This window comes from Mycobacterium sp. AMU20-3851, assembly GCF_043974665.1.
GTDB lineage: Bacteria > Actinomycetota > Actinomycetes > Mycobacteriales > Mycobacteriaceae > Mycobacterium.
This window is the reverse complement of sequence record NZ_CP146371.1, coordinates 4,665,417-4,686,043: the sequence shown is the minus strand read 5'-3', so window position 1 is coordinate 4,686,043 and position 20,627 is coordinate 4,665,417. Positions and strand designations below refer to the sequence as shown.

Annotated in this window: 20 protein-coding genes; 15 read left to right on the top strand and 5 right to left on the bottom strand. The window is 68.4% G+C overall.

The window, feature by feature from the left end; genetic code table 11:
• Both glmS and V4U86_RS22325 read left to right on the top strand, forming a co-directional pair.
• Complete coding sequence (glmS, locus tag V4U86_RS22330; RefSeq protein ID WP_395308077.1) at positions 1–1,872, top strand: glutamine--fructose-6-phosphate transaminase (isomerizing); 1,872 nt, start codon at positions 1–3, stop codon at positions 1,870–1,872.
• A gap of 4 nt (positions 1,873–1,876) precedes the next feature.
• Positions 1,877–2,758, top strand: coding sequence for an alpha/beta fold hydrolase (locus V4U86_RS22325; protein WP_395308076.1), 882 nt, complete (start codon positions 1,877–1,879; stop codon positions 2,756–2,758).
• A gap of 9 nt (positions 2,759–2,767) precedes the next feature.
• On the opposite strand, the gene V4U86_RS22320 is transcribed toward V4U86_RS22325, so the two are convergent.
• Positions 2,768–3,493: a helix-turn-helix transcriptional regulator gene (locus V4U86_RS22320; protein WP_395308075.1), complete on the bottom strand. Its 726-nt coding sequence runs from the start codon at positions 3,491–3,493 to the stop codon at positions 2,768–2,770.
• 191 nt (positions 3,494–3,684) lie between these two features.
• Here V4U86_RS22320 and cynS point away from each other — a divergent pair, with 191 nt between their 5' ends.
• The 3 genes from cynS (at position 3,685) to V4U86_RS22305 (ending at position 6,864) form a co-directional block, all read left to right on the top strand.
• Positions 3,685–4,131 (top strand): cyanase, encoded by a 447-nt coding sequence (cynS, locus tag V4U86_RS22315; RefSeq protein WP_395308074.1) that lies wholly within the window; start codon positions 3,685–3,687, stop codon positions 4,129–4,131.
• A 22-nt stretch (positions 4,132–4,153) separates the two neighbouring features.
• Positions 4,154–5,017: a formate/nitrite transporter family protein gene (locus tag V4U86_RS22310; RefSeq protein WP_395308073.1), complete on the top strand. Its 864-nt coding sequence runs from the start codon at positions 4,154–4,156 to the stop codon at positions 5,015–5,017.
• 140 nt (positions 5,018–5,157) lie between these two features.
• A complete protein-coding gene (locus tag V4U86_RS22305) occupies positions 5,158–6,864 on the top strand; it encodes a DUF222 domain-containing protein (protein WP_395308072.1) in 1,707 nt (568 codons plus the stop codon).
• A 7-nt stretch (positions 6,865–6,871) separates the two neighbouring features.
• Here V4U86_RS22305 and V4U86_RS22300 read toward each other — a convergent pair whose 3' ends face one another.
• The gene (locus V4U86_RS22300) at positions 6,872–7,630 is read right to left on the bottom strand and encodes a DeoR/GlpR family DNA-binding transcription regulator (RefSeq protein WP_395308071.1); all 759 of its coding nucleotides are present in this window, start codon (positions 7,628–7,630) and stop codon (positions 6,872–6,874) included.
• Between the two features lie 19 nt (positions 7,631–7,649).
• Complete coding sequence (locus tag V4U86_RS22295; protein ID WP_395308070.1) at positions 7,650–9,644, bottom strand: PTS mannitol transporter subunit IICBA; 1,995 nt, start codon at positions 9,642–9,644, stop codon at positions 7,650–7,652.
• Positions 9,645–9,817: 173 nt separating this feature from the next.
• On the opposite strand from V4U86_RS22295, the gene V4U86_RS22290 reads away from it, so the two are divergent.
• Positions 9,818–10,876, top strand: a complete 1,059-nt coding sequence (locus V4U86_RS22290) for a zinc-dependent dehydrogenase (RefSeq protein WP_395308069.1) — start codon at positions 9,818–9,820, stop codon at positions 10,874–10,876.
• An 18-nt stretch (positions 10,877–10,894) separates the two neighbouring features.
• Here V4U86_RS22290 and V4U86_RS22285 read toward each other — a convergent pair whose 3' ends face one another.
• A complete protein-coding gene (locus tag V4U86_RS22285) occupies positions 10,895–11,254 on the bottom strand; it encodes a hypothetical protein (RefSeq protein WP_395308068.1) in 360 nt (119 codons plus the stop codon).
• Positions 11,255–11,362: 108 nt separating this feature from the next.
• Between V4U86_RS22285 and V4U86_RS22280 the strand changes: the two genes are divergently transcribed.
• From V4U86_RS22280 to V4U86_RS22240, 9 genes are read left to right on the top strand one after another with little or no spacing between them, the layout of a single operon-like run.
• The gene (locus V4U86_RS22280) at positions 11,363–12,811 is read left to right on the top strand and encodes an NAD(P)H-hydrate dehydratase (RefSeq protein WP_395308067.1); all 1,449 of its coding nucleotides are present in this window, start codon (positions 11,363–11,365) and stop codon (positions 12,809–12,811) included.
• On the top strand, positions 12,808–14,202 hold the full coding sequence (locus V4U86_RS22275; RefSeq protein ID WP_395308066.1) for a glutamate decarboxylase: 1,395 nt from the start codon (positions 12,808–12,810) through the stop codon (positions 14,200–14,202). Before V4U86_RS22280 ends, V4U86_RS22275 begins: the two co-directional genes overlap by 4 nt.
• A gap of 43 nt (positions 14,203–14,245) precedes the next feature.
• Complete coding sequence (alr, locus tag V4U86_RS22270; protein WP_395308065.1) at positions 14,246–15,397, top strand: alanine racemase; 1,152 nt, start codon at positions 14,246–14,248, stop codon at positions 15,395–15,397.
• Positions 15,398–15,402: 5 nt separating this feature from the next.
• A complete protein-coding gene (locus V4U86_RS22265; RefSeq protein WP_395308064.1) occupies positions 15,403–16,512 on the top strand; it encodes an alpha/beta fold hydrolase in 1,110 nt (369 codons plus the stop codon).
• Entirely contained in the window at positions 16,505–16,969 is a 465-nt protein-coding gene (tsaE, locus tag V4U86_RS22260) for a tRNA (adenosine(37)-N6)-threonylcarbamoyltransferase complex ATPase subunit type 1 TsaE (protein ID WP_395308063.1), read from the top strand. Before V4U86_RS22265 ends, tsaE begins: the two co-directional genes overlap by 8 nt.
• Complete coding sequence (tsaB, locus tag V4U86_RS22255) at positions 16,966–17,595, top strand: tRNA (adenosine(37)-N6)-threonylcarbamoyltransferase complex dimerization subunit type 1 TsaB (RefSeq protein ID WP_395308062.1); 630 nt, start codon at positions 16,966–16,968, stop codon at positions 17,593–17,595. Before tsaE ends, tsaB begins: the two co-directional genes overlap by 4 nt.
• A 26-nt stretch (positions 17,596–17,621) precedes the next feature.
• A complete protein-coding gene (rimI, locus tag V4U86_RS22250) occupies positions 17,622–18,053 on the top strand; it encodes a ribosomal protein S18-alanine N-acetyltransferase (protein WP_395312165.1) in 432 nt (143 codons plus the stop codon).
• Complete coding sequence (gene tsaD, locus V4U86_RS22245) at positions 18,050–19,072, top strand: tRNA (adenosine(37)-N6)-threonylcarbamoyltransferase complex transferase subunit TsaD (RefSeq protein WP_395308061.1); 1,023 nt, start codon at positions 18,050–18,052, stop codon at positions 19,070–19,072. The genes rimI and tsaD overlap by 4 nt, the downstream gene beginning before the upstream one ends.
• The gene (locus tag V4U86_RS22240) at positions 19,069–19,518 is read left to right on the top strand and encodes a nuclear transport factor 2 family protein (RefSeq protein ID WP_395308060.1); all 450 of its coding nucleotides are present in this window, start codon (positions 19,069–19,071) and stop codon (positions 19,516–19,518) included. Before tsaD ends, V4U86_RS22240 begins: the two co-directional genes overlap by 4 nt.
• On the opposite strand, the gene V4U86_RS22235 is transcribed toward V4U86_RS22240, so the two are convergent.
• Complete coding sequence (locus tag V4U86_RS22235) at positions 19,507–20,550, bottom strand: PucR family transcriptional regulator (RefSeq protein ID WP_395308059.1); 1,044 nt, start codon at positions 20,548–20,550, stop codon at positions 19,507–19,509. The genes V4U86_RS22240 and V4U86_RS22235 overlap by 12 nt on opposite strands.
• Positions 20,551–20,627 lie beyond the last annotated feature (77 nt).

Below are 20,627 nucleotides of genomic sequence, written 5' to 3'. Positions count from 1 at the left end.
ATGTGTGGAATCGTCGGCTATGTCGGGCAGCGCCCTGCCTGCGAGATCGTCGTCGATGCGCTGCGCCGGATGGAATACCGCGGCTACGACTCCTCGGGGGTCGCCGTCCTCGACGGTGCCGGTGGCCTCGCCGTGCAGCGCCGTGCGGGGCGGCTGGCCAACCTCGAAGACGCTTTGAAAGACGCGGCCGAATCCGGTGAGGCGCTCGGCGGCACCTCCGGGATGGGGCACACCCGGTGGGCCACCCATGGTCGGCCCACCGACCGCAATGCCCACCCGCACCGTGACACCAGCGGCAAGTTCGCCGTCGTGCACAACGGCATCATCGAGAACTTCGCCTCGCTGCGCGCCGAGTTGGAGGTTGCCGGGATCGAGTTCGCCAGCGACACCGACTCCGAGGTGGCCGTGCACCTGGTGGCGCAGGCCTACCGCAACGGAGAGACCGCGGGCGACTTCGTGGGGTCGGTGCTGTCGGTGCTGCGCCGGCTCGAAGGCCATTTCACCCTGGTGTTCGCCTTCGCCGACGAACCCGGCACCATCGTCGCCGCGCGCCGCTCGACCCCGCTGGTGGTCGGCGTCGGCGACGGCGAGATGTTCATCGGCTCCGATGTGGCGGCGTTCATCGAATACACCCGAGAAGCCGTCGAACTCGGCCAGGACCAAGCGGTCGTCATCACCGCCGACGGGTACACGATCAGCGACTTCTCCGGCAACACGGACGTCCCGACGCGGCCGTTCCACATCGACTGGGACCTGAGCGCCGCCGAAAAGGGCGGTTACGAGTACTTCATGCTCAAGGAGATCGCCGAGCAGCCCGCCGCGGTGTCGGACACCCTGCTGGGGCACTTCGTCGACGGCCGCATCGTGCTCGACGAGCAGCGCCTCTCCGATCAGGAGCTCCGCGAGGTCGACAAGGTCTTCATCGTGGCGTGCGGCACCGCCTACCACTCCGGCATGCTGGCCAAATACGCCATCGAGCATTGGACCCGGCTGCCCGTCGAGGTCGAACTCGCCAGCGAATTTCGGTACCGCGACCCGGTTCTGGACCGCAGCACCCTGGTGATCGCGATCTCGCAGTCCGGCGAGACCGCCGACACCCTGGAGGCCGTGCGGCACGCCAAGGAGCAGAAGGCCAAGGTTCTGGCCATCTGCAACACCAACGGCAGCCAGATCCCGCGGGAGGCCGACGCCGTGCTCTACACCCGGGCCGGCCCGGAGATCGGCGTGGCGTCCACCAAGACGTTCCTGGCGCAGCTGACCGCGAACTATCTGGTCGGGCTGGCGCTGGCACAGGCCCGCGGCACCAAGTACGCCGATGAGGTGGCCCGCGAGTACCACGACCTGGAGGCCATGGCCGATCAGGTGTCGCGGGTGCTCACCTGCATGGAGCCGGTGACCGCGCTGGCGCAGCGATTCGCCCAGGCTTCGGCGGTGCTGTTCCTCGGTCGCCACGTGGGCTACCCGGTGGCGCTGGAAGGCGCGCTCAAGCTCAAGGAACTGGCCTACATGCACGCCGAAGGGTTCGCCGCCGGCGAGCTCAAGCACGGACCCATCGCGCTGATCGAGGATGATCTGCCGGTCATCGTGGTGATGCCGTCGCCCAAGAGTGCGGCCACCCTGCACGCGAAGCTGCTGAGCAATATCCGCGAGATCCAGGCCCGCGGTGCCATCACCGTCGTCATCGCCGAGGAAGGCGACGACACGGTGGCCCCGTACGCCGATCACCTCATCGAGATCCCGGCCGTGTCAACGCTTTTCCAGCCGCTGCTGTCGACGATTCCGATGCAGGTGTTCGCGGCCGGGGTGGCGCAGGCGCGCGGCTATGACGTCGACAAACCGCGAAACCTGGCCAAGTCGGTCACCGTCGAATAGCGCTGTGGGAGTCGGGCATTGGCGTAGCGAGGCGGCCCGTGCACATTTCGCTGCCGCCTACGACGCCGCGCTGGCCAGACTTCCCGCGGTCGAAGAAACCTGCGATGTACCGACCACTTTCGGTGATGTCCGGGTCTACCGGTTCGGCGGTGGCCCGGGCCGGCCGGTAGTGCTGCTGCCCGGTCGTAACGCCTCGACCCCGATGTGGGCGGACAACCTGCCCGGACTGCTCGCGCACCGCAGCGTGTATTGCCTTGACCTGCTGGGGGAGCCCGGCATGTCGGTGCAGCGATCGCCGATCACCGGCGTCGAGGACCAGGCGCGCTGGTTCGATGAGCTGCTGATCGGCCTCGGCCTGGAATCGGTGCACCTGATGGGGGTTTCGTTCGGGGGTTGGACCGCGGTCAACTACGCGGTACACAACCCGGCCCGAGTCGCCTCTTTGGTGCTGCTGGATCCGGTGATGACCTTCGCGCGCATACCGATTCGGACCATGCTGGCCTTCATTCCGATGGGCCTGCCGGGGGTTCCGCAGGGGTTGCGCCGTCGGGTCCTGCGCTGGATGTCCGGCGGGGTGGAGATCGACGAATCCGAACCGGTGCTGAAGTTGATCAACTCCGGCACAGAGAATTTCGTGCTGCAGCAGCCGGCGCCGACCCGCTTCACGCCGGAGCAGTTACGCGGTCTGCAGATGCCTGTGCTGGCGATCCTTGCCGGTCGCAGCGTCATACATGACGCCGACCGGGCGGCGAGGTCCGCGCGGGAACTGTTGCCCAATGGTCAGGTGGAGTTGTGGGGAGCGGCATCGCATGCACTCACCGGCGAGTTTCCCGATGAGATCACGGCTTCGGCCGGCGCATTCTGGACGCGTGTCGACGGTTCGTGAACCGGACCGTCACCCGGCCTGGGCTGCCCATTGGCTGGGCGGCTGGCCGAAGTGACGGCGAAATGCCCGATTGAACGTTCCCGGGTCGGTGAAACCGCTGGAGTGGCAGGCGTGTCTCACCGAGGCGCCCTGGGCGATCAGTGTGCTCGCGAGTTCCAGTCGCCTGCACCGGATCTCGTTGGCCGGCGATCGACCGTCCTCGGCCAGTAACTGCTGCACCGTGCGCAGTGAGAGGTGGAATTCGGCCGCCAGCCGGGCCGCGGTGAACTCCGGGTCTCGGAAGCAGGCGTCGATATGGGTCAGTAGACGTGCCCGCAGCGCTGTGCGGTGCCCATAATCGCGGTGTCGGTCTGACGCGATCCGTTCGGAGGCATCGGCGAACGCCAGTAGCCGGGTGCCGTCGGTACCGAGGGGTCGTGCCGACCAGGTGACCGGGATCGGTTGGCCCGCCCGGGTGATGAACCATTCGTGCGCCCTGTCGGCAGCGGAGCCGCAGCCGTCGAGTATCGGGCAGGAGTCCGACGGGTACCGCGACCCGTCGGGATGCCATTCATGCAGGGTGTCGTGGCTTGGGGCGCCGATCACGTCGTCATCGCTGCGGTAGCCGAGCATCCTCAGCGCGGCCTGATTCGCCAATGCCACCGTGCCGTCCGGGCCGATCACCCACAGTGGGGTCGGCGCGACGTCGATCACCGCCGAGAGGGTGCCGGCGTCGAGGACGGTTTGGTTCAACACGCTCCCACCTGGCTTCCGATTTGTGCTCACGCTAGGGGCGGCGGGTTTCGACGGCTTTCTCCGCTCGTTACGGCGTGGTTAAACGGTGTCACCCGTGCGCAAAATGCCGTACTCCCTGCGTGTTTTGCCATGGGCAAACCGCCCCGGCGATTGTTGTCATGGGGTTACCACCACTGCGAAGGAGAGTGCCGATGGCCTACGACCCCACCTCACCCGTGATCGACGAGATCGAACGACGTCGTCTGGAAACCGGGATCAGTTGGCAGAAGCTCGCCGACCACGTCGACCGGCCGCTGGTGTGGACGGTGGCCGCGATGCTGGGCAGTCACCCGATGCCCAACGCCGAGGCCCGCGCCGTCGGTGACCTGCTGGGTCTCGGCCCGGAAACCGTTGCAGCCCTGCAGCGCCAGCCGTACCGGACCGAGAACACGGCCGTGCTGACCGACCCGACGATCTACCGCTTCGTCGAACTGATCAATGTGTACGGTCCGGCGTTCAAGGCGCTGATCCACGAGGAATTCGGTGACGGCATCATGAGCGCGATCAACTGCAACGTGAACTTCGAACGCCGGGCCGACCCGGATGGGGACCGGGTCGTCGTGACCATCGACGGCAAGTTTCTGCCGTACCACTGGTGATTGCGGGCAAAGGAGATAGCTCATGTCATACGTCAAACCGGCCGACCTCGCTGTGCGGATCATCGATGCCGGTGAATCGAAGGTGTTCATGTCCACCCGCGACACCCTGATCCGGTCCTTCATGGCCGGCGCCATTCTGGCGCTGGCCGCGGCTTTCGCGGTGACGATCTCGGTGAAGACCGGGGAGCCGCTGTTGGGCGCGGTGTTGTTCCCGGTGGGTTTCTGCATGCTGCATCTGCTCGGGTTCGACCTTCTCACAGCGGTGTTCACGCTGGTGCCGCTGGCCTGGCTGGACAAGCGCCCGGGGGTGACGGTCGGCCCGATGCTGCGGAACTGGGGACTGGTGTTCCTGGGCAATCTGGCCGGAGCGCTGACCGTCGCGGTGTTCATGGCGATCTACTTCACCTACGGGTTCAGCGTGGAACCCGACGCCGTCGGGCAGGCGATCGGTCAGATCGGCGAGGGCCGCACCGTGGGCTATGCCGATCACGGCGCCGCCGGGATGCTGGCGCTGTTCATCCGCGGCGTGATGTGCAACTGGATGGTGTCGATGGGTGTGGTGGGAGCCATGATGTCGGACAGCCTGCCGGGCAAGGTGATCGCCATGTGGATGCCGATCATGGTGTTCTTCTACCTTGGCTTCGAGCACTCGATCGTCAACATGTTCCTGTTCCCGTCCGGGCTGCTGCTCGGCGGTGAGTTCACCATCATGGACTATCTCCTGTGGAACGAGATCCCCACGGTGATCGGGAATCTCGTGGGGGGACTGGCGTTCGTGGGCCTGGTGATCTACGCGACTCACGGCAAGACCGGCCCGCTGCGTAAGCGCTCCACCGACCTGGTCACGGTCGATCCGGCCCCGCTTTCGGTGCCGAGCAAGGTCTGAACCGTTCGGGCTCGCGGACCGGCGCTCGTCGGTCCGCGAGCCCGTCGGTTGAGATCCGTCCCACGAAGGCCGCCCGAAGTGTCACCGATGTCCTGATACATCACAGTCAATTGTCGGACCCTCGAGGCATAATCGAAACTATGTTCGATAGGGCTGCGTTGGCGGAGATGAGTGGGGAACAGCTCATCTGCGCGGTGACGGCCGCGACCCGGGCCGAGGCCATGGCCGCCGCGGACCGGTTGGCCTTGATCGCCGAGGTGGCCGCACGGCAGTGCGACAGCGAGGACGAGGTCAGTGCCTGTCAGGTGATCGACGGCTGGGCGTACGCCAAAGCCCAGGTGAGCGCCGCGTGCAACGTGAGTGCGCACGCCGCGTCGACGCAGATGCGGATCGGGGTGACCCTGCGCGAGCGGCTGCCGCAGGCGGCTGCACTGTTCGCGACGGGTGCCCTGTCGGCGAAGGTGATCGGGGAGATCACCTGGCGCACCAAACTGGTCACCGACGAAGAGGCGCTGGCCTTGATCGATGACGGTATCGCCGGAGAAGCCGCCCGGTACGGGATGTTGTCGGAGGCGGCGTTGATCCGGGCGGTGGATCTCTGGGTGGAAAAGTATGACCCGATCGCGGTGATCCGGTCCAAGGCCGTCGCCAAGGACCTGTACGTCGAGTTCGACGATCGGGACGACCCCAACGGGGTGTGCTCGTTCTGGGGTCGGCTGCGGGCCACCGACAAGGAAGCGGTCAAGCAGCGCCTGCATGATCTGGCCGCCACCGTGTGCCCGAACGATCCGCGGCCGCTGCGGGAACGTCTCTCCGCTGCCATGGGTGCCCTCGGAGTGGTGGGGCCGTCGCTGCAGCGGTTGGCCTGCCAATGCGGTGACCCGGATTGTGAAGGCAGCGGCAAAGACCCGCGGTCGACGGCGGTCGTCATCTATGCGCTCACCGATCAGGTGCCCGGAGCGCAAGCACGCCCCGGACCCGGGCTCGGGCCGACGCCTGAGCCCGCGCCGGAGGGGGTCGCGGGGCGTACTCCGTCTGCGGAGCACGCCACCGAAATAGCGCCCGAGCCCGCCGCGGAACCCGATATCCCGGGCCAACCCGCTGCCCATGCCGAGCCCCGGCCTCGGCCCGCGGCCACAATGCCAGGCGCGGGTGCCGGAATCACCCTCGACGGCGCCATCATCCCCGCCGCCATGCTCGCCGACCTCATCGCCACCGGCGCCAAAGTCCGCACCATCGCCGAGGCCGCGAACCTACCCACCGAACGCCAATACCGGCCCTCCACCGCACTGACCGCATTCGTGCGCATGCAATCGCAAACCTGCAGCTTCCCCGGTTGTTCGAAACCGGCGCACCGCTGCGATCTGGACCATGTCGCGCCGTGGCCGGCCGGGGCCACCCATCCGGGCAATCTGCGTCCACTCTGCCGTGAACATCATCTACTCAAAACATTCCGCACCGGGCCGAACGGCTGGACCGTCACCGCCCGCCCCGACGGCCGTACGGAGTGGACTTCACCGACCGGGCACACCTATGTCACCACTCCGGGCGCGTCGATTCTGTTCCCGCACTGGAACGTTCACACCGACGTGCCGCCGCCACGACACATCAGCCTGATCGACCGCGGTGCCGAAGATTCCAAGATGCCCACCCGGGCCCGCACCCGCGCCCAAGACCGCGAATACCGCATCAACGCCGAACGCACCCGCAACGCAACCGAACTCGCCCTCGCGGCAGCATCAAGGGAACGGAATGAGGACCGAATCACCAAGGGGGTCACCACGCCAGACGACATGTTCGCCAGTCGGGCCGGCAGCGGCGGCGACCCGGACCCACCACCTTTCTAGTCGGCCGTCACGCTCGCAGTACGCTGGGGCCCAGCGCCTCGTACCGATGCGCCTCCGCGCTCGGCAACTCGGTGCCGGTGATGATCGACTCGAAATCGGAGATCTCGGCGAATCGGCAGAAACTGGTCTGGCCGAACTTGGAGTGCGCGGCCACCAGAATTCTTCGCGAAGCCACCCGCACCGCGGTCTGTTTCACCGCTGCCACCGCCGGATCCGGGGTGGTGAGGCCGTGGTCCAATGCGATGGCGTTGGTGCCCAGGAACGCCACGTCGATGACCAGGGAACGAAGTCGTTCCAGCGCCCATTCATCCACCGTGGCAAGCGTTCTGCCGCGCATCCGACCGCCCAGCAGCAGCACGGTGACGGTGCTGCTGTGGGCCAGCGCCTCGGCCGCCAACAGTGACGAGGTGACCACCGTCAGCTCCCGCTCGGCGAGCAACTCGGCGATCAGGCGGGGGGTGAAACCCTCATCGAGGTATACGGTCTCGGCGCCGTGCAGCTGGTCTGCCGCGGCGCCGGCGATCCGGTGCTTCTGGGCCAGGTCGACCTGGCTGCGGTACTCGACACCGGATTCGAAAGCCACCGTCTCCAGCGGGATCGCCCCGCCGTGCACCCGCTTGAGCAGTCGGCGGCCGGCCAGCACCTTGAGGTCACGGCGGATCGTCTCCGTCGCCACCTGCAGTTCCTCGGCCAGCGCGGGTACCTCGACACGCCCCCGGTCGCGGGCGAACTCGACGATCTGGCGCTGGCGGCTATCCGAATCCACGGTCACATTCTGGTCGGTGTCATGCCCCGGCGTTCAGCACGGCCTGGATTTCCTCCGCGGTGCCGGCCGAGCGGAGTTGGGCCACCCGATCCTTGTCCAGGAAGACGTGGGCGATGCGGGTCAGTAGCGCCATGTGATCGTTGCCGGCACCGGCGATCCCGACCACGAACGCGGCGGGCTTACCGTTCCAGTCGATGGGTTCGGGGTAGCGCACGAACGAGATACCGGTGCGGCGGATCGCGGTCTTGGCATCGTTGGTGCCGTGCGGGATGGCCAGCCCGTTACCCATGTAGGTCGAGACCGACTTCTCCCGCTCGTGCATGGCGTCGACGTAGGCGGGTTCGACCGCGCCCGCGGCGACCAGGAGCGCGCCCGCCTCGTCGATGGCCTGTGCGGCGGTGCCGCCGCTGCCGTCGAGCACGATCGAGGACAGCGGCAGCACCTCGGTGGCATCCCCGGCCGGCGTCTCGGAGGGGGCTTCCGCAGTGGGCGCCGGCGCGGCAGCCCCTTCGGTGTTGGTCTGCCGCAACCGCTCGACGATCTCGTCGTAGCGCGGGCTGCTCATGAAGTCGTCGACGGACACCTGCACGGCGGACCCGGTCTTCTGGGTGGCACGGGCGGTCAGGTCCCGGTGCGTCACCACCAGATCGTAGGTGTCGCTCAGGTTGGAGATCGCCGAGTTGGTCACCTTGACGTCACCGAAGCCGGCCTGCTGAATCTTCTTACGCAGCACCGAGGCTCCCATCGCAGAGGAACCCATGCCGGCGTCGCAGGCGAACACGATGGTCTTGATCGGACCGGTGTGGCCGGCTCCGGCGCCCACCAGGGCGGCCGAGACACTGGACTTCTTGCCCTTCATGGATTCCATCGACGCGGTGGCCGCGGCCAGATCGGGTTCATCGGTGGCCTTGTCGGTCTTGAGCAGGAATGCCGCCACGATGAACGACACCGCGGTGGCGCCGAGCACCGCCAGCGTCACCCCGAGGAAGCTGCCGCTGGCGGTCTGGGCGTAGATCGCGATGATCGATCCCGGTGCGGCCGGTGCGCGCAGACCCGACCCGAACAGCACGTTGATGAACACGCCGGTCATGCCGCCGAGGATGGTGGCCACGATCAGCTTGGGCTTCATCAGGACATACGGGAAGTAGATCTCGTGGATGCCGCCGAAGAACTGGATGATGGCGGCCCCGGGAGCGGACGCGCGCGCCGCGCCCCTGCCGAACACCATGTAGGCCAACAGGATTCCCAGGCCGGGCCCGGGATTGGTCTCCAACAGGAACAGGATCGACTTGCCGGTCTCCAACGCCTGGGTGGTCCCCAGCGGGGTCAGCACACCGTGGTTGATCGCGTTGTTGAGGAACAGCACCTTGGCCGGCTCGATGAGGATCGAGGTGAGTGGCAGCAGATCGTTGTTGACCAGAAAGTCGACGGCGTTGCCGGCGCCCCGGGTGAACGAGGACACGATGGGACCGATGCCGAAGAACCCGAAGATGGCCAGCAGCATCCCGAGGATGCCCGCGGAGAAGTTGTCCACCAGCATCTCGAAGCCGGGCCGGATCTTGCCTTCCCACAGTGCATCCAGCTTTTTCATGCACCACCCGCCGAGTGGGCCCATGATCATGGCCCCCATGAACATCGGCACGTCGGCGCCGGCGACCACGCCCATGGTGGCGATGGCGCCGACGACGGCACCGCGGTTGCCGTGGATCATCCGGCCGCCGGTGTAGCCGATCAGCACCGGCAGCAGGTAGGTGATCATCGGGCCGACGATCCCGGCGCCGTCATAGGCGCCCCAACCGCCGATCTTGGCGACCCACCCCTCCGGATTCTTCAGGTCGGAGAAGATCGCCTGCAGCCAGCCCTGTTCGATGAACAGGGCGGTGATCAATCCCCAGGCGATGAATGCGCCGATATTGGGCATCACCATGTTCGACAGGGCGGTGCCCAGTTTCTGCACCCGCACCCGCACACCGGTCCGCGGCGAGTCTGCGGCTGACGCTTCCAAGGTGGACATCCGATGACCTCCGGTTCCGCCGGCAGATGGGTGATGCCGGTCACAAGTATCACCAGTACACCGCATACTCGGGCAGCTTTGCAAGCGATTCGGGCAAAAACGGGCATAGAAATCTGTGGTTTTATGACCGGATCGGCGTTAGGCTCCTGGCAAGCCCACCGAAAGGACCGCGCATGCTAGCCCTGCGTTTCTATGCCCCCGAAGACGTCCGGCTGGAGGACGTACCAGAGCCACAGTGCGGTCCCGACGAAGTGAAAATGCGGGTCCGCAACTGCTCCACCTGCGGCACCGACGTGAAGATCTTCTACAACGGGCACCAGAACCTGACGCCGCCGCGCACCATCGGCCACGAGATCGCCGGCGAGATCGTCGAGGTCGGCGCCAATGTGAACTCGGCCCACGGGACCGATTGGAAGGCCGGTGACCGCGTCCAGGTGATCGCCGCGGTGCCGTGCGGGGAGTGCCATGAGTGCCGCAAGGGTTGGATGGCGGTCTGCCAGAACCAGACCTCGATGGGCTATCAGTACGACGGCGGATTCGCCGAGTACATGATCGTGCCCGAGCAGGTCCTCAAGGTCGACGGACTCAACAGGATCCCGGACAACGTGGGCTTCGACGAGGCCTCGGCCGCAGAGCCTTTCGCGTGCGCCATCAACGCCCAGGAACTGCTCGGCATCGAGGAGGGCGACACCGTGGTGGTGTTCGGCGCCGGCCCCATCGGCTGCATGCACATCCGGATCGCGCGCGGTGTGCACAAATGCGGACCGATTTATCTGGTCGACGTGAACGACGCCCGGCTGAAGATGTCGGCCGACGCTGTCAACCCCGACGGGGTCATCAACGCCGCCGAGGTCGACGTCGTCGAGAAGGTCATGGAACTCACCGGTGGCCGCGGCGCGGACATCGTGATCACCGCGACCGCCGCCAACATCGCCCAGGAGCAGGCCATCGCGATGGCCGCACGCAACGGCCGGATCTCCTTCTTCGGCGGGCTGCCCAAGACCGATCCGACGATCACCTGCGACTCCAATGTCGTGCACTACCGCCAACTGCACATCCACGGCGCCAACGGTTCTGCGCCCGAACACAACAAGCGCGCGCTGCAGTACATCTCCACCGGGCAGGTGCCGGTCAAGGATCTGATCACCCGCCACATTCCGCTGCAGAACGTGCTCGACGCGTTCGGCATCGTCAAGAACGGCGAAGCCATCAAGGTCACCGTCGAGCCGTAACCCGCCGGGCGGGACAGGTCAGCCGCCGACCGCGACCAGATAACCGGCGATGCCCAGCACGCATGCTGCTGCGCACAGTCCCAGGGTCCCGACCGCGTAGGGCCAGGCCCGGGACCGCCGCACCAGCTGGGCGATGGTGACCACCAGGCCGGTGGCCCACAGGCCCGCGGCGGCGATGAAGCCGGTGAACATGGCGCTCACCCCGGCGTCGATATCGCACGTCTCGGGTGGGCAGGTGTCGGTGAACGCCATGAAGAAGATCCCGAAGAAAGCCGCGACGGCGCCGCCGACGAGGGCCAGCGCCAGCGCGGTGACCGACACGGCGATGTCGACCCCGGAAACGGGTGGCTTGGCTGCGGGTGGGGGACCGTAGGTCACGGGGTCTGATCGTATGGCCTGGCGTGCGCCGCGGCCGCTGGATCGGTCCCACAGATCGACCGGCCCGCGTAACCTGTTGGCGCGCGCCTATCGACGGAACGGGAGCTGATGCGGCACTACTACACCGCCGAGGCCATCCGGGCCGCCGAAGCGCCATTGCTCGCCTCGCAACCAGAGGGCACCCTGATGCGCCGGGCCGCCTACGGGCTGGCCCGGGTCATCGCCGGCGAGCTCGCGCAACGCACCGGTGGCGTCAACGGCCGGCAGGTGTGTGCGGTCGTCGGCTCCGGGGACAACGGCGGCGACGCCCTGTGGGCGGCGACCTTCCTGCGCCGCCGCGGCGCCCAGGTTTCGGCGGTGCTGCTCAGACCCGGACACACCCACCCCGCGGCGCTGGCGGCGTTCCGCCGCGCCGGCGGCCGGCCGGTACAGAACATCCCGGCGGCAACGGATCTGGTGATCGACGGGGTGGTCGGGATCTCCGGGCGCGGCCCGCTGCGCCCCGATGCCGCCGCCGTCTTCGCAGAGTGTGCCGCGCCCGTCGTCGCTGTCGACATCCCGAGCGGCATCGACGTGCACACCGGTGCCGCCGACGGGCCGCACGTGCGGGCGGCCGTCACGGTCACCTTCGGTGGTCGCAAACCCGTACACGCGCTGGCCGATTGCGGCCGGGTCGAACTCATCGACATCGGACTGGACCTCGCACCCAGCGACGTCGTCGGGTTGGAGGCGGCCGACGTCGCGGCCCGCTGGCCGGTGCCGGGACCTCGTGACGACAAGTACACCCAGGGTGTCACCGGAATCCTGGCCGGCTCCGCGACCTATCCGGGTGCCGCCATTCTCAGTACCGGCGCCGCCGTGGCGGCGACCTCCGGCATGGTCCGTTACGCGGGCAGCGCGGCGCACGAGGTGGTCACCCGGTGGCCCGAAGTGATCGCCACAGCCGATGTCGAATCGGCCGGCCGGGTACAGGCCTGGGTGGTCGGGCCCGGGCTCGGCACCGATGAAAAGGCCGCGGCCGCATTGCGGTTCGCGCTGTCCACCGACCTACCGGTGATCGTGGACGCGGATGCGCTGACGCTGTTGGCCGCCGAACCCGCGCTGGTGACCGACCGGCGTGCTCCCACCGTGCTCACCCCGCACGCGGGGGAGTACCGCCGGCTGGCCGCAGCGGAAGTGGGCACCGACCGTGTCGCCGCGGCCCGCGCCCTGGCCGAAACTCTCGGTGCCACCGTGCTGCTCAAGGGCAACGTCACCGTCATCGCCGACCCCGGGGCGAGCGAAGAACCGAGCGGCACCTACCTGAATCCGGCCGGGCAGTCCTGGGCCGCCACGGCCGGCTCCGGTGACCTGCTGTCCGGGGTGGTCGGGTCCTTGCTGGCCGCCGGGATCCCCGCCGCCGAAGCCGCGGCGATGGCCGCCTTCGTCCACGCCCGGGCCGCCCGGCTTGCCGCCGAGGACCCGGGCCCGCACCCCGCGCCCACCTCGGCCGGGGGCATCCTGGCCCACCTACGCACCGCCATCGCATCGTTGAACGGAAAGGGAAATCCCGAATGACCCGCAGGCACAAGCCCAGAACGCACATCGCCCCCGCCTACACCGGACGGTTGTCGACCGACCCGGTGCCCGCACTGCGGCTGCCCGGCGAATCGATGGATCCGCAGGCGGCCTACCGCTACATCCACGACGAGCTGATGCTCGACGGCAGTTCGCGGCTGAACCTGGCGACGTTCGTCACGACCTGGATGGACCCCGAAGCCGAACGGTTGATGGCCGAGACGTTCGACAAGAACATGATCGACAAGGACGAGTACCCGGCGACCGCCGCGATCGAATCGCGGTGTGTGGCCATGGTGGCCGACCTGTTCCACGCCGAAGACCTGCGCGACGACGATCCCGCCACGGCCATCGGGGTGTCCACCGTCGGGTCCAGCGAGGCGGTCATGCTCGCCGGGCTGGCCATGAAGTGGCGGTGGCGCGAGAAGGTTGGTGGTGCCAAGGGCGAGAGCTGGAAGGGACGCACCCCCAACCTGGTCATGGGCTCCAACGTGCAGGTCGTCTGGGAGAAGTTCTGCCGCTACTTCGACGTCGAACCGCGCTATCTGCCGATGGCGCAGGACCGTTTCGTCATCACCCCCGACCAGGTGCTGGACGCGGTCGACGAGGACACCATCGGCGTGGTCGGCATCCTGGGCACCACCTTCACCGGTGAGCTGGAGCCGATCGCCGAGATCTGCGCGGCACTGGACACCTTGGCCGCCGACGGCGGGGTGGACGTCCCGGTGCACGTCGACGCGGCCAGCGGCGGGTTCGTGGTGCCGTTCCTGCATCCCGATCTGGTCTGGGATTTCCGGCTGCCGCGGGTGGTGTCGATCAACGTCAGCGGCCACAAGTACGGGCTGACCTACCCGGGGATCGGGTTCGTGGTCTGGCGCAACGCCGAGCACCTGCCCGAGGATCTGGTGTTCCGGGTCAACTACCTGGGCGGGGACATGCCCACGTTCACGCTGAACTTCTCCCGCCCGGGCAACCAGGTCGTCGGCCAGTATTACAACTTCCTGCGCCTGGGACGGGCCGGATACTCGCAGGTCATGCACTGCCTGTCGGACACCGCGCGGTGGCTGGGGGACCAGCTGCGGGAGAGCGAGCATTTCGACGTGATCACCGACGGGTCGGCCATCCCGGTGGTCAGCTTCCGGCTGCGCGGCGACCGCGCCTACACCGAGTTCGACGTCTCGCACGCCCTGCGCGCGTACGGCTGGCAGGTACCGGCCTACACCATGCCCGAGGGCGCCGAGGACGTCGCGGTGCTGCGGGTCGTGGTCCGGGAAGGCTTCTCCGCGGATCTGGCCCGCGCCCTCAAGGACGACCTGATCACCGCGCTGAAGAACCTGGACGAGCTCAAACCCGACGGTCAGTACGACACGGTGCGGCCCTTCGCGCACTGACACGAACCGGAGTCACTGGGCCCGGCATGAGAAAATCGGGTCGATGCACGCCACCGACCCGACCCCGCCGACCGGACCTCAGGTCGTCGTGGACCTCGACGCCATCGCCCACAACGTGCGGGTCCTGCGTGAACATGCCGGCCCGGCCGCGGTCATGGCGGTGGTCAAGGCCGACGGATACGGTCACGGCGCCGCCGCGGTGGCACGGGCCGCGCTGGCAGCCGGGGCGAGCGAGGTCGGGGTGGTCACGGTCGGCGAGGCGCTCGCACTGCGCCGCGACGGCATCGCCGCCCCGATCCTGAGCTGGCTGCACCCCCCGGGCACCGATTTCGCGCCCGCCCTGGACGCCGATGTGCAGATCGCGGTGTCCTCGTCGGCCCAGCTGGACGACCTCGTCGATGCGGCGCGGCGCACCGGGGTCACCGCCGTGGTCACGGTCAAGGCGGACACCGGACTGAGCCGCAACGGCGTCAGCGCCGCCGATTACCCGGCGCTGCTGACGGCGCTGGCCCGCGCGCAGGCCGACGGGGCGGTGCGGGTGCGCGGCCTGATGAGCCATCTGGTGCACGGCGACGACCCCGACAACCCGTTCAACGCGGTCCAGGCGCAGCGGCTGACCGGGATGCGGGAGCAGGCCCGCGAGCAGGGCGTGCATTTCGAGGTGGCCCATCTGAGCAACTCCCCGGCCGCGCTGACCCGCCCGGATCTGCGCTTCGACATGGTGCGCCCGGGCATCGCGCTGTACGGGCAGACCCCGATCCCGGCGCTCGGGGATATGGGCCTGCGCCCGGCGATGACGCTGAAGGCCCCGGTGGTGATGGTGCGGCCGATCAAGGCCGGTGACGGGGTGTCCTACGGACATACCTGGGTCGCATCGCGCGACACCACCCTGGCCCTGGTGCCCCTGGGCTACGCGGACGGCATCTTCCGCACCCTGAGCGGCCGGTTCGAGGTGTCCATCAACGGACGGCGGCGGCCCAACGTCGGGCGGGTCTGTATGGATCAGTTCGTCGTCGACCTCGGCCCCGGTCCGGTGGACGTCGGCATCGGCGACGAGGCGATCCTGTTCGGGCCCGGCGACTCCGGTGAACCGACCGCCCAGGACTGGGCGGAGCTCATCGGGACCATCAACTACGAGGTGGTGACCAGCCCGCGGGGCCGGATCACCCGCGTCTACCGCGGCGAGACGGGCTGAGACCATTGGCCGACGACGACGACGCGCGCTGGCCGGTGGCCGGCTGGCTGGCCGGCCTGGCCGGGCTGACCGCGGTCGGTTCGGTGGCCGGGGCCTCGGTGGCGCGTTCACTGGCCCGCCGGGTCAGCGCCGACGACCCGTATGCGGGTGAGGATTTCGGACTGCTGCACTCCGACCGCAGCACCGTGGTCACCACGAATGACGGTGTGCCACTGGCGGTGCGCGAATGCGGACCGGAGAACGCCCCGTTGACGGTGGTGTTCTGTCACGGCTTCTGTCTGCGGATGGGGGCGTTCCACTTCCAGCGGGACATGCTCGCGCGGCAGTGGGGCGATCAGGTCCGCATGGTGTTCTATGACCAGCGCGGTCACGGTCTGTCCGGCGATGCGTCGCCGGACACCTTCACCGTGCCCCAACTCGGCCAGGACCTGGAGTCGGTGCTGGCGGTGATGGCGCCGCGCGGGCCCGTCGTACTGGTCGGGCACTCGATGGGCGGTATGACGGTGCTGGCGCACGCCCGGCAGTACCCGCAGCGCTACCCGACCCGCATCGTCGGCGCGGCATTGATCGCGTCTGCCGCGGAAGGGGTTTCGCGGTCTCCGCTCGGGGAGATCCTGCGTAACCCGGCGCTGGAGGCGGCCCGGTTCATCGTGCGGTACGCCCCCGGGGTCGTGCACAACGGACGTGGCGTGGCCCGATCCATCATCGGGCCGGTGCTGCGTGCCGCGTCCTACGGCGACGAGGACGTCAGCCCCAGCGTGGTGGCCTTCAGTGAATCGATGATGCACGACACCTCGGTGCACACGCTGGTCGGATTCCTGCACGCGCTGGAGGTACACGACGAGACCGAAGGCCTCCGGTCACTGGCGAAGATCCCGACGCTGATCGCCTGCGGCGACCGGGATCTGCTCACCCCCAAAGAATATTCCCAACAGATGGCCGTGGCGCTGCCCAAGGCCGAGCTGGTGATCGCCGAAGGCGCCGGGCATCTCGTCCAGTTGGAGCGGCCCGAACTCATCGACGAGGCACTGGTACGTCTGGTGGAACGGGCCACACCGTCCAAACTGGTGGCGCTGACCCGCAAGATCAAGGAACGGACCCGCAACCATGGCTGAACGCAGCGGCGGTACCGCCGAACTGCTCACCCCCGAGGACACCGTCGCCCTCGGCGCGCGGCTCGGCGCCGAACTGCGCGCCGGCGACGTGGTGGTGCTCTCCGGTCCGCTGGGCGCCGGGAAAACCATGTTCACCAAGGGAATCGCGGCGGGGATGGATGTCGAGGGGCCGGTCACCTCGCCCACCTATGTGCTGGCCCGGGTGCATCGCGCCCGCCGGGACGGGGCCCCCGCCCTGGTGCACGTGGACATCTACCGACTGCTCGATCACGGTGGCGACCTGCTCGGTGAACTCGATTCGCTGGATCTGGACACCGATCTCGAGGACGCCGTGGTGGTCGTGGAGTGGGGAGAAGGGCTGGCCGAACGGCTCTCGGAGAATCATCTGGACATTCAGTTGCATCGTGACGCCGATTCCGAGAAGCGCACCGCGACATGGCGATGGAGCGTTTCATGATCGTACTGGCCATCGACACCGCCACTGCAGCGGTGACCGCCGGCATCGTCGAGGTGGGTGAGAAGATCACCACCCTGGCCGAGCGGACCGTCATCGACGCGCGCGCCCACGCCGAGCGCCTGACCCCGAACATCGTTGCCGCACTTGCTGATTGCGGTAAGACGATGAGCGACCTGGATGCCGTGGTGGTGGGCTGCGGCCCCGGGCCGTTCACCGGGCTGCGGGTCGGGATGGCGACCGCCGCCGCCTACGGGCAGGCGCTGGGGATCCCGGTACACGGGGTGTGCACGCTGGATGCCATCGCCCGCGCGACCGACGGTGAGGTCCTCGTCGTCACCGACGCCCGTCGCCGCGAGGTGTACTGGGCGCGCTACCGCGACGGTGTGCGGGTGGCCGGACCGCAGGTCGACGCACCGGCCGCGGTGGATGCCGGGGGTGTGCAGCGGGTGGCCGGGTCGCCGACCCTGGGCGCGACGTTCGGGTTACCGGTCATCGAACCGGAGTATCCGTCGGCGGCCGAACTCGTTGCCGCCGTCGCGGACTGGTCGGCAGAGCCGGAGCCGCTGGTGCCGCTGTATCTACGCCGCCCGGACGCCAAGACCCTGGCCGAACGAGGGCTGGCGTGACGGGACCCGACATCACGGTCGACGCCATGACCCGCGCCGATGCGGTCCGCTGCGCCGAACTGGAATCGCAGTTGTTCGCCGGGGACGACCCGTGGCCACCGGCGGCCTTTCTGCACGGGCTGAGCGGCAAGCACAACCACTATGTGGCGGCCCGGGCGGACGGTCGGCTGATCGGTTACGCAGGGATCTCCCGGCTGGGCCGCATCCCGCCGTTCGAATACGAGGTGCACACCATCGGGGTCGACCCGACCTATCAGGGCCGCGGCATCGGGCGGCGGCTGCTCGAGGAGCTGCTGCGCTTCGCCAAGGGCGGCGAGGTGTTCCTGGAGGTGCGTACCGACAACGAAGCCGCCATCAACCTGTACCAAAGCGTCGGATTCGCCACGGTGGGCGTGCGCAAGCGGTACTACAAGGTCAGCGGCGCTGATGCCTACACCATGAAGCGAGACCCGGCATGATCATTTTGGCCATCGAAAGTTCCTGCGACGAAACCGGAGTCGGGATCGCCCGGCTCGACGACGACGGTGCTGTCACCCTGCTGGCCGACGAGGTCGCCTCCAGCGTGGACGAGCACGCCCGCTTCGGCGGTGTGGTGCCCGAGATCGCGTCGCGGGCGCACCTGGAGGCCCTCGGCCCGACCATGCGGCGGGCGCTCGACACCGCCGGGGTGACGCGCCCGGACGTCGTGGCCGCCACCATCGGCCCGGGCCTCGCCGGTGCCCTGCTGGTGGGAGTGGCTGCGGCCAAAGCGTATTCGGCCGCCTGGGAGGTGCCGTTCTACGCCGTCAACCATCTCGGTGGGCACCTGGCCGCCGACGTGTACGACCACGGACCGCTGCCCGAATGCGTGGGGCTGCTGGTTTCCGGCGGGCACACCGAGCTGCTGCATGTGCGTTCGCTCGGTCAGCCGATCATCGAATTGGGCAGCACCGTGGACGACGCGGCGGGGGAGGCCTACGACAAGGTGGCCCGCCTGCTGGGCCTCGGGTATCCGGGCGGCAAACCGCTCGATGACCTGGCCCGCACCGGCGACCGGGACGCCATCGTCTTTCCCCGCGGCATGACCGGACCCCGCGACGAGCCCTACGTCTTCAGCTTCTCCGGGCTCAAGACCGCAGTGGCCCGGCACCTGGAGCGCAACCCGGACGCACCGCGTGCCGATGTGGCCGCGGGCTTCCAGGAAGCCGTCGCCGATGTGTTGACCGCGAAGGCGGTGCGCGCCGCGACCGACCTGGGCGTGTCGACGTTGTTGATCGCCGGTGGGGTGGCGGCCAACTCGCGGGTACGTGAACTCGCCGAGCAACGGTGCGCGGCGGCCGGGCTGACGCTGCGGGTGCCCCGCCCGCGGCTGTGCACCGACAACGGGGCCATGATCGCGTCGTTCGCGGCGCACCTGATCGCCGCGGGGGCGCCGCCGTCCGGGCTGGACGCGGCCAGCGATCCCGGGCTCCCGGTGGTCAAGGGTCAGGTGGCATGAGCCGAGCAGCCGATCCCGCCGATCGATTGGCCGTGCACGAACTGCTCTACCGGTACGCCGAGCTGATCGATGCGGGTGATTTCGACGGCGTCGGGGTGTTGCTGGGCCGCGGCACCTTCATGGGCGTCGCGGGAGCCGAGGCGATCGCCACGCTGTTCGCGACGACCACCCGCCGGTTCCCCGAGCACGGCAACCGGACCCGGACCCGCCATCTGGTGCTCAATCCGATCGTCGAGATCGAGGGGGCCCGGGCGTGGGCCCGGTCGACGTTCTGCGTCGTGCAGCAGACCGACCGGGTGGCGCTGGCACCCATCGTCGTCGGCCGCTACGCCGACACCTTCGCCCGCGACGAGCAGAGTTGGTACTTCACCGAGCGGAAGGTCGACGTCGAGATGATCGGGGACGTAACCGATCACCTGCTGATCGATCCGCGCTCATTCGGTTGAGCCGGAACCGATCCGCGCCTCGTTGATCTGGTGCACGCGCACGCTGACCTCCAGTTGGAAGCGGTCGGCGGGATTCTTCAGCGACAGGCCGGTCAGCTCCTCGATGAGCTTGATCCGGTACAGCAGCGAGTGCCGATTCAGATACAGCGCCCGGGCGGCGGCGCTGGTGTTGATGGCCTCGTTCAGCAGGATTTCCAGGGTGTGCACCAGCTGTCCCCTGCGGGTCTTGTCGTAATCGACCAGCGGCTGCAGCGTCTTCAGGATGGTCGCCATGCTCCGGGGATGCTGGCGCAGCACCTCGGCGAACTGCTGCGGCCCCACCGACCCGTCGGGTACCGGCGCGGCGGCGACGGTCACCGAGTGGCCCTGCCCCGGCGGCAGCAGCACCCAGCTGACCAGGCTCTCCGGCAGGCCGCTGAGCTGCCAGGCGGATTCGACGAGTCCGGAACCGGCCGAGGCGGACAGCGGCGCCGAAAAGTGCGTCATCACCAGATCGTCGGTGATCGAGGTCTTCGGGGTGACGCCGGAACTGCTCGCCAACCGTCTCAGCGTCTCGGCGAAATCGTGCGCGTGCTCGGCCCAGTGCGGGTCCTCGTCTTCGCGGCGGCCGATCACCATCTGGATCGGTGCGTCCTCGGGCGCGCTGACGAGCGGGAGCAGTTGCTTCTGCACGTCGGCGAAGGGGACCTCCCACGGCAGCATCACCAGCGGGAACTCGTGGCGGTCGGCCAACGGCACCAGCTCGGACAGCAGCTCGCGGGTGTCGATGTCCGGCGGCCCGCCGAGCGCCACCCCCGCGGCGGGCGAGGACATCAGGAAGGTGAGGAACTCACGCACGCCGGGCTGGCGAACATCGGTACCGGTCGTCAGGACGAAGTCGCCGGCGCGCACGAACGCTTCGGCGGGTGCGTGCATGATGTCCACCCACAGCACCTCGCGGGTCAGCCCCCGGTGCCCGGCGAGCACCGAGCCCTGATCCAGCGGTGGGACCGTCAGGGCCCTCGCCACGGTCAGCGGCGCACCCTGAGACATGTCGCCCTTTTCCTCTCGAACTCGACGGGTCGCTGATACCGCCGCATTTCGACGGTATCAGCGACCCGCATGGTGCC

What these genes read in the sequence shown, in the direction of transcription:
- glmS (WP_395308077.1), top strand. Translation starts at nt 1, where the DNA reads ATGTGTGGAATCGTCGGCTATGTCGGGCAGCGCCCTGCCTGCGAGATC.
- cynS (WP_395308074.1), top strand. Translation starts at nt 3,685, where the DNA reads ATGGCCTACGACCCCACCTCACCCGTGATCGACGAGATCGAACGACGT.
- V4U86_RS22310 (WP_395308073.1), top strand. Translation starts at nt 4,154, where the DNA reads ATGTCATACGTCAAACCGGCCGACCTCGCTGTGCGGATCATCGATGCC.
- V4U86_RS22305 (WP_395308072.1), top strand. Translation starts at nt 5,158, where the DNA reads ATGTTCGATAGGGCTGCGTTGGCGGAGATGAGTGGGGAACAGCTCATC.
- V4U86_RS22295 (WP_395308070.1), bottom strand. Translation starts at nt 9,644, where the DNA reads ATGTCCACCTTGGAAGCGTCAGCCGCAGACTCGCCGCGGACCGGTGTG.
- V4U86_RS22290 (WP_395308069.1), top strand. Translation starts at nt 9,818, where the DNA reads ATGCTAGCCCTGCGTTTCTATGCCCCCGAAGACGTCCGGCTGGAGGAC.
- V4U86_RS22280 (WP_395308067.1), top strand. Translation starts at nt 11,363, where the DNA reads ATGCGGCACTACTACACCGCCGAGGCCATCCGGGCCGCCGAAGCGCCA.
- V4U86_RS22275 (WP_395308066.1), top strand. Translation starts at nt 12,808, where the DNA reads ATGACCCGCAGGCACAAGCCCAGAACGCACATCGCCCCCGCCTACACC.
- alr (WP_395308065.1), top strand. Translation starts at nt 14,246, where the DNA reads ATGCACGCCACCGACCCGACCCCGCCGACCGGACCTCAGGTCGTCGTG.
- tsaE (WP_395308063.1), top strand. Translation starts at nt 16,505, where the DNA reads ATGGCTGAACGCAGCGGCGGTACCGCCGAACTGCTCACCCCCGAGGAC.
- tsaB (WP_395308062.1), top strand. Translation starts at nt 16,966, where the DNA reads ATGATCGTACTGGCCATCGACACCGCCACTGCAGCGGTGACCGCCGGC.
- rimI (WP_395312165.1), top strand. Translation starts at nt 17,622, where the DNA reads ATGACCCGCGCCGATGCGGTCCGCTGCGCCGAACTGGAATCGCAGTTG.
- tsaD (WP_395308061.1), top strand. Translation starts at nt 18,050, where the DNA reads ATGATCATTTTGGCCATCGAAAGTTCCTGCGACGAAACCGGAGTCGGG.
- V4U86_RS22240 (WP_395308060.1), top strand. Translation starts at nt 19,069, where the DNA reads ATGAGCCGAGCAGCCGATCCCGCCGATCGATTGGCCGTGCACGAACTG.
- V4U86_RS22235 (WP_395308059.1), bottom strand. Translation starts at nt 20,550, where the DNA reads ATGTCTCAGGGTGCGCCGCTGACCGTGGCGAGGGCCCTGACGGTCCCA.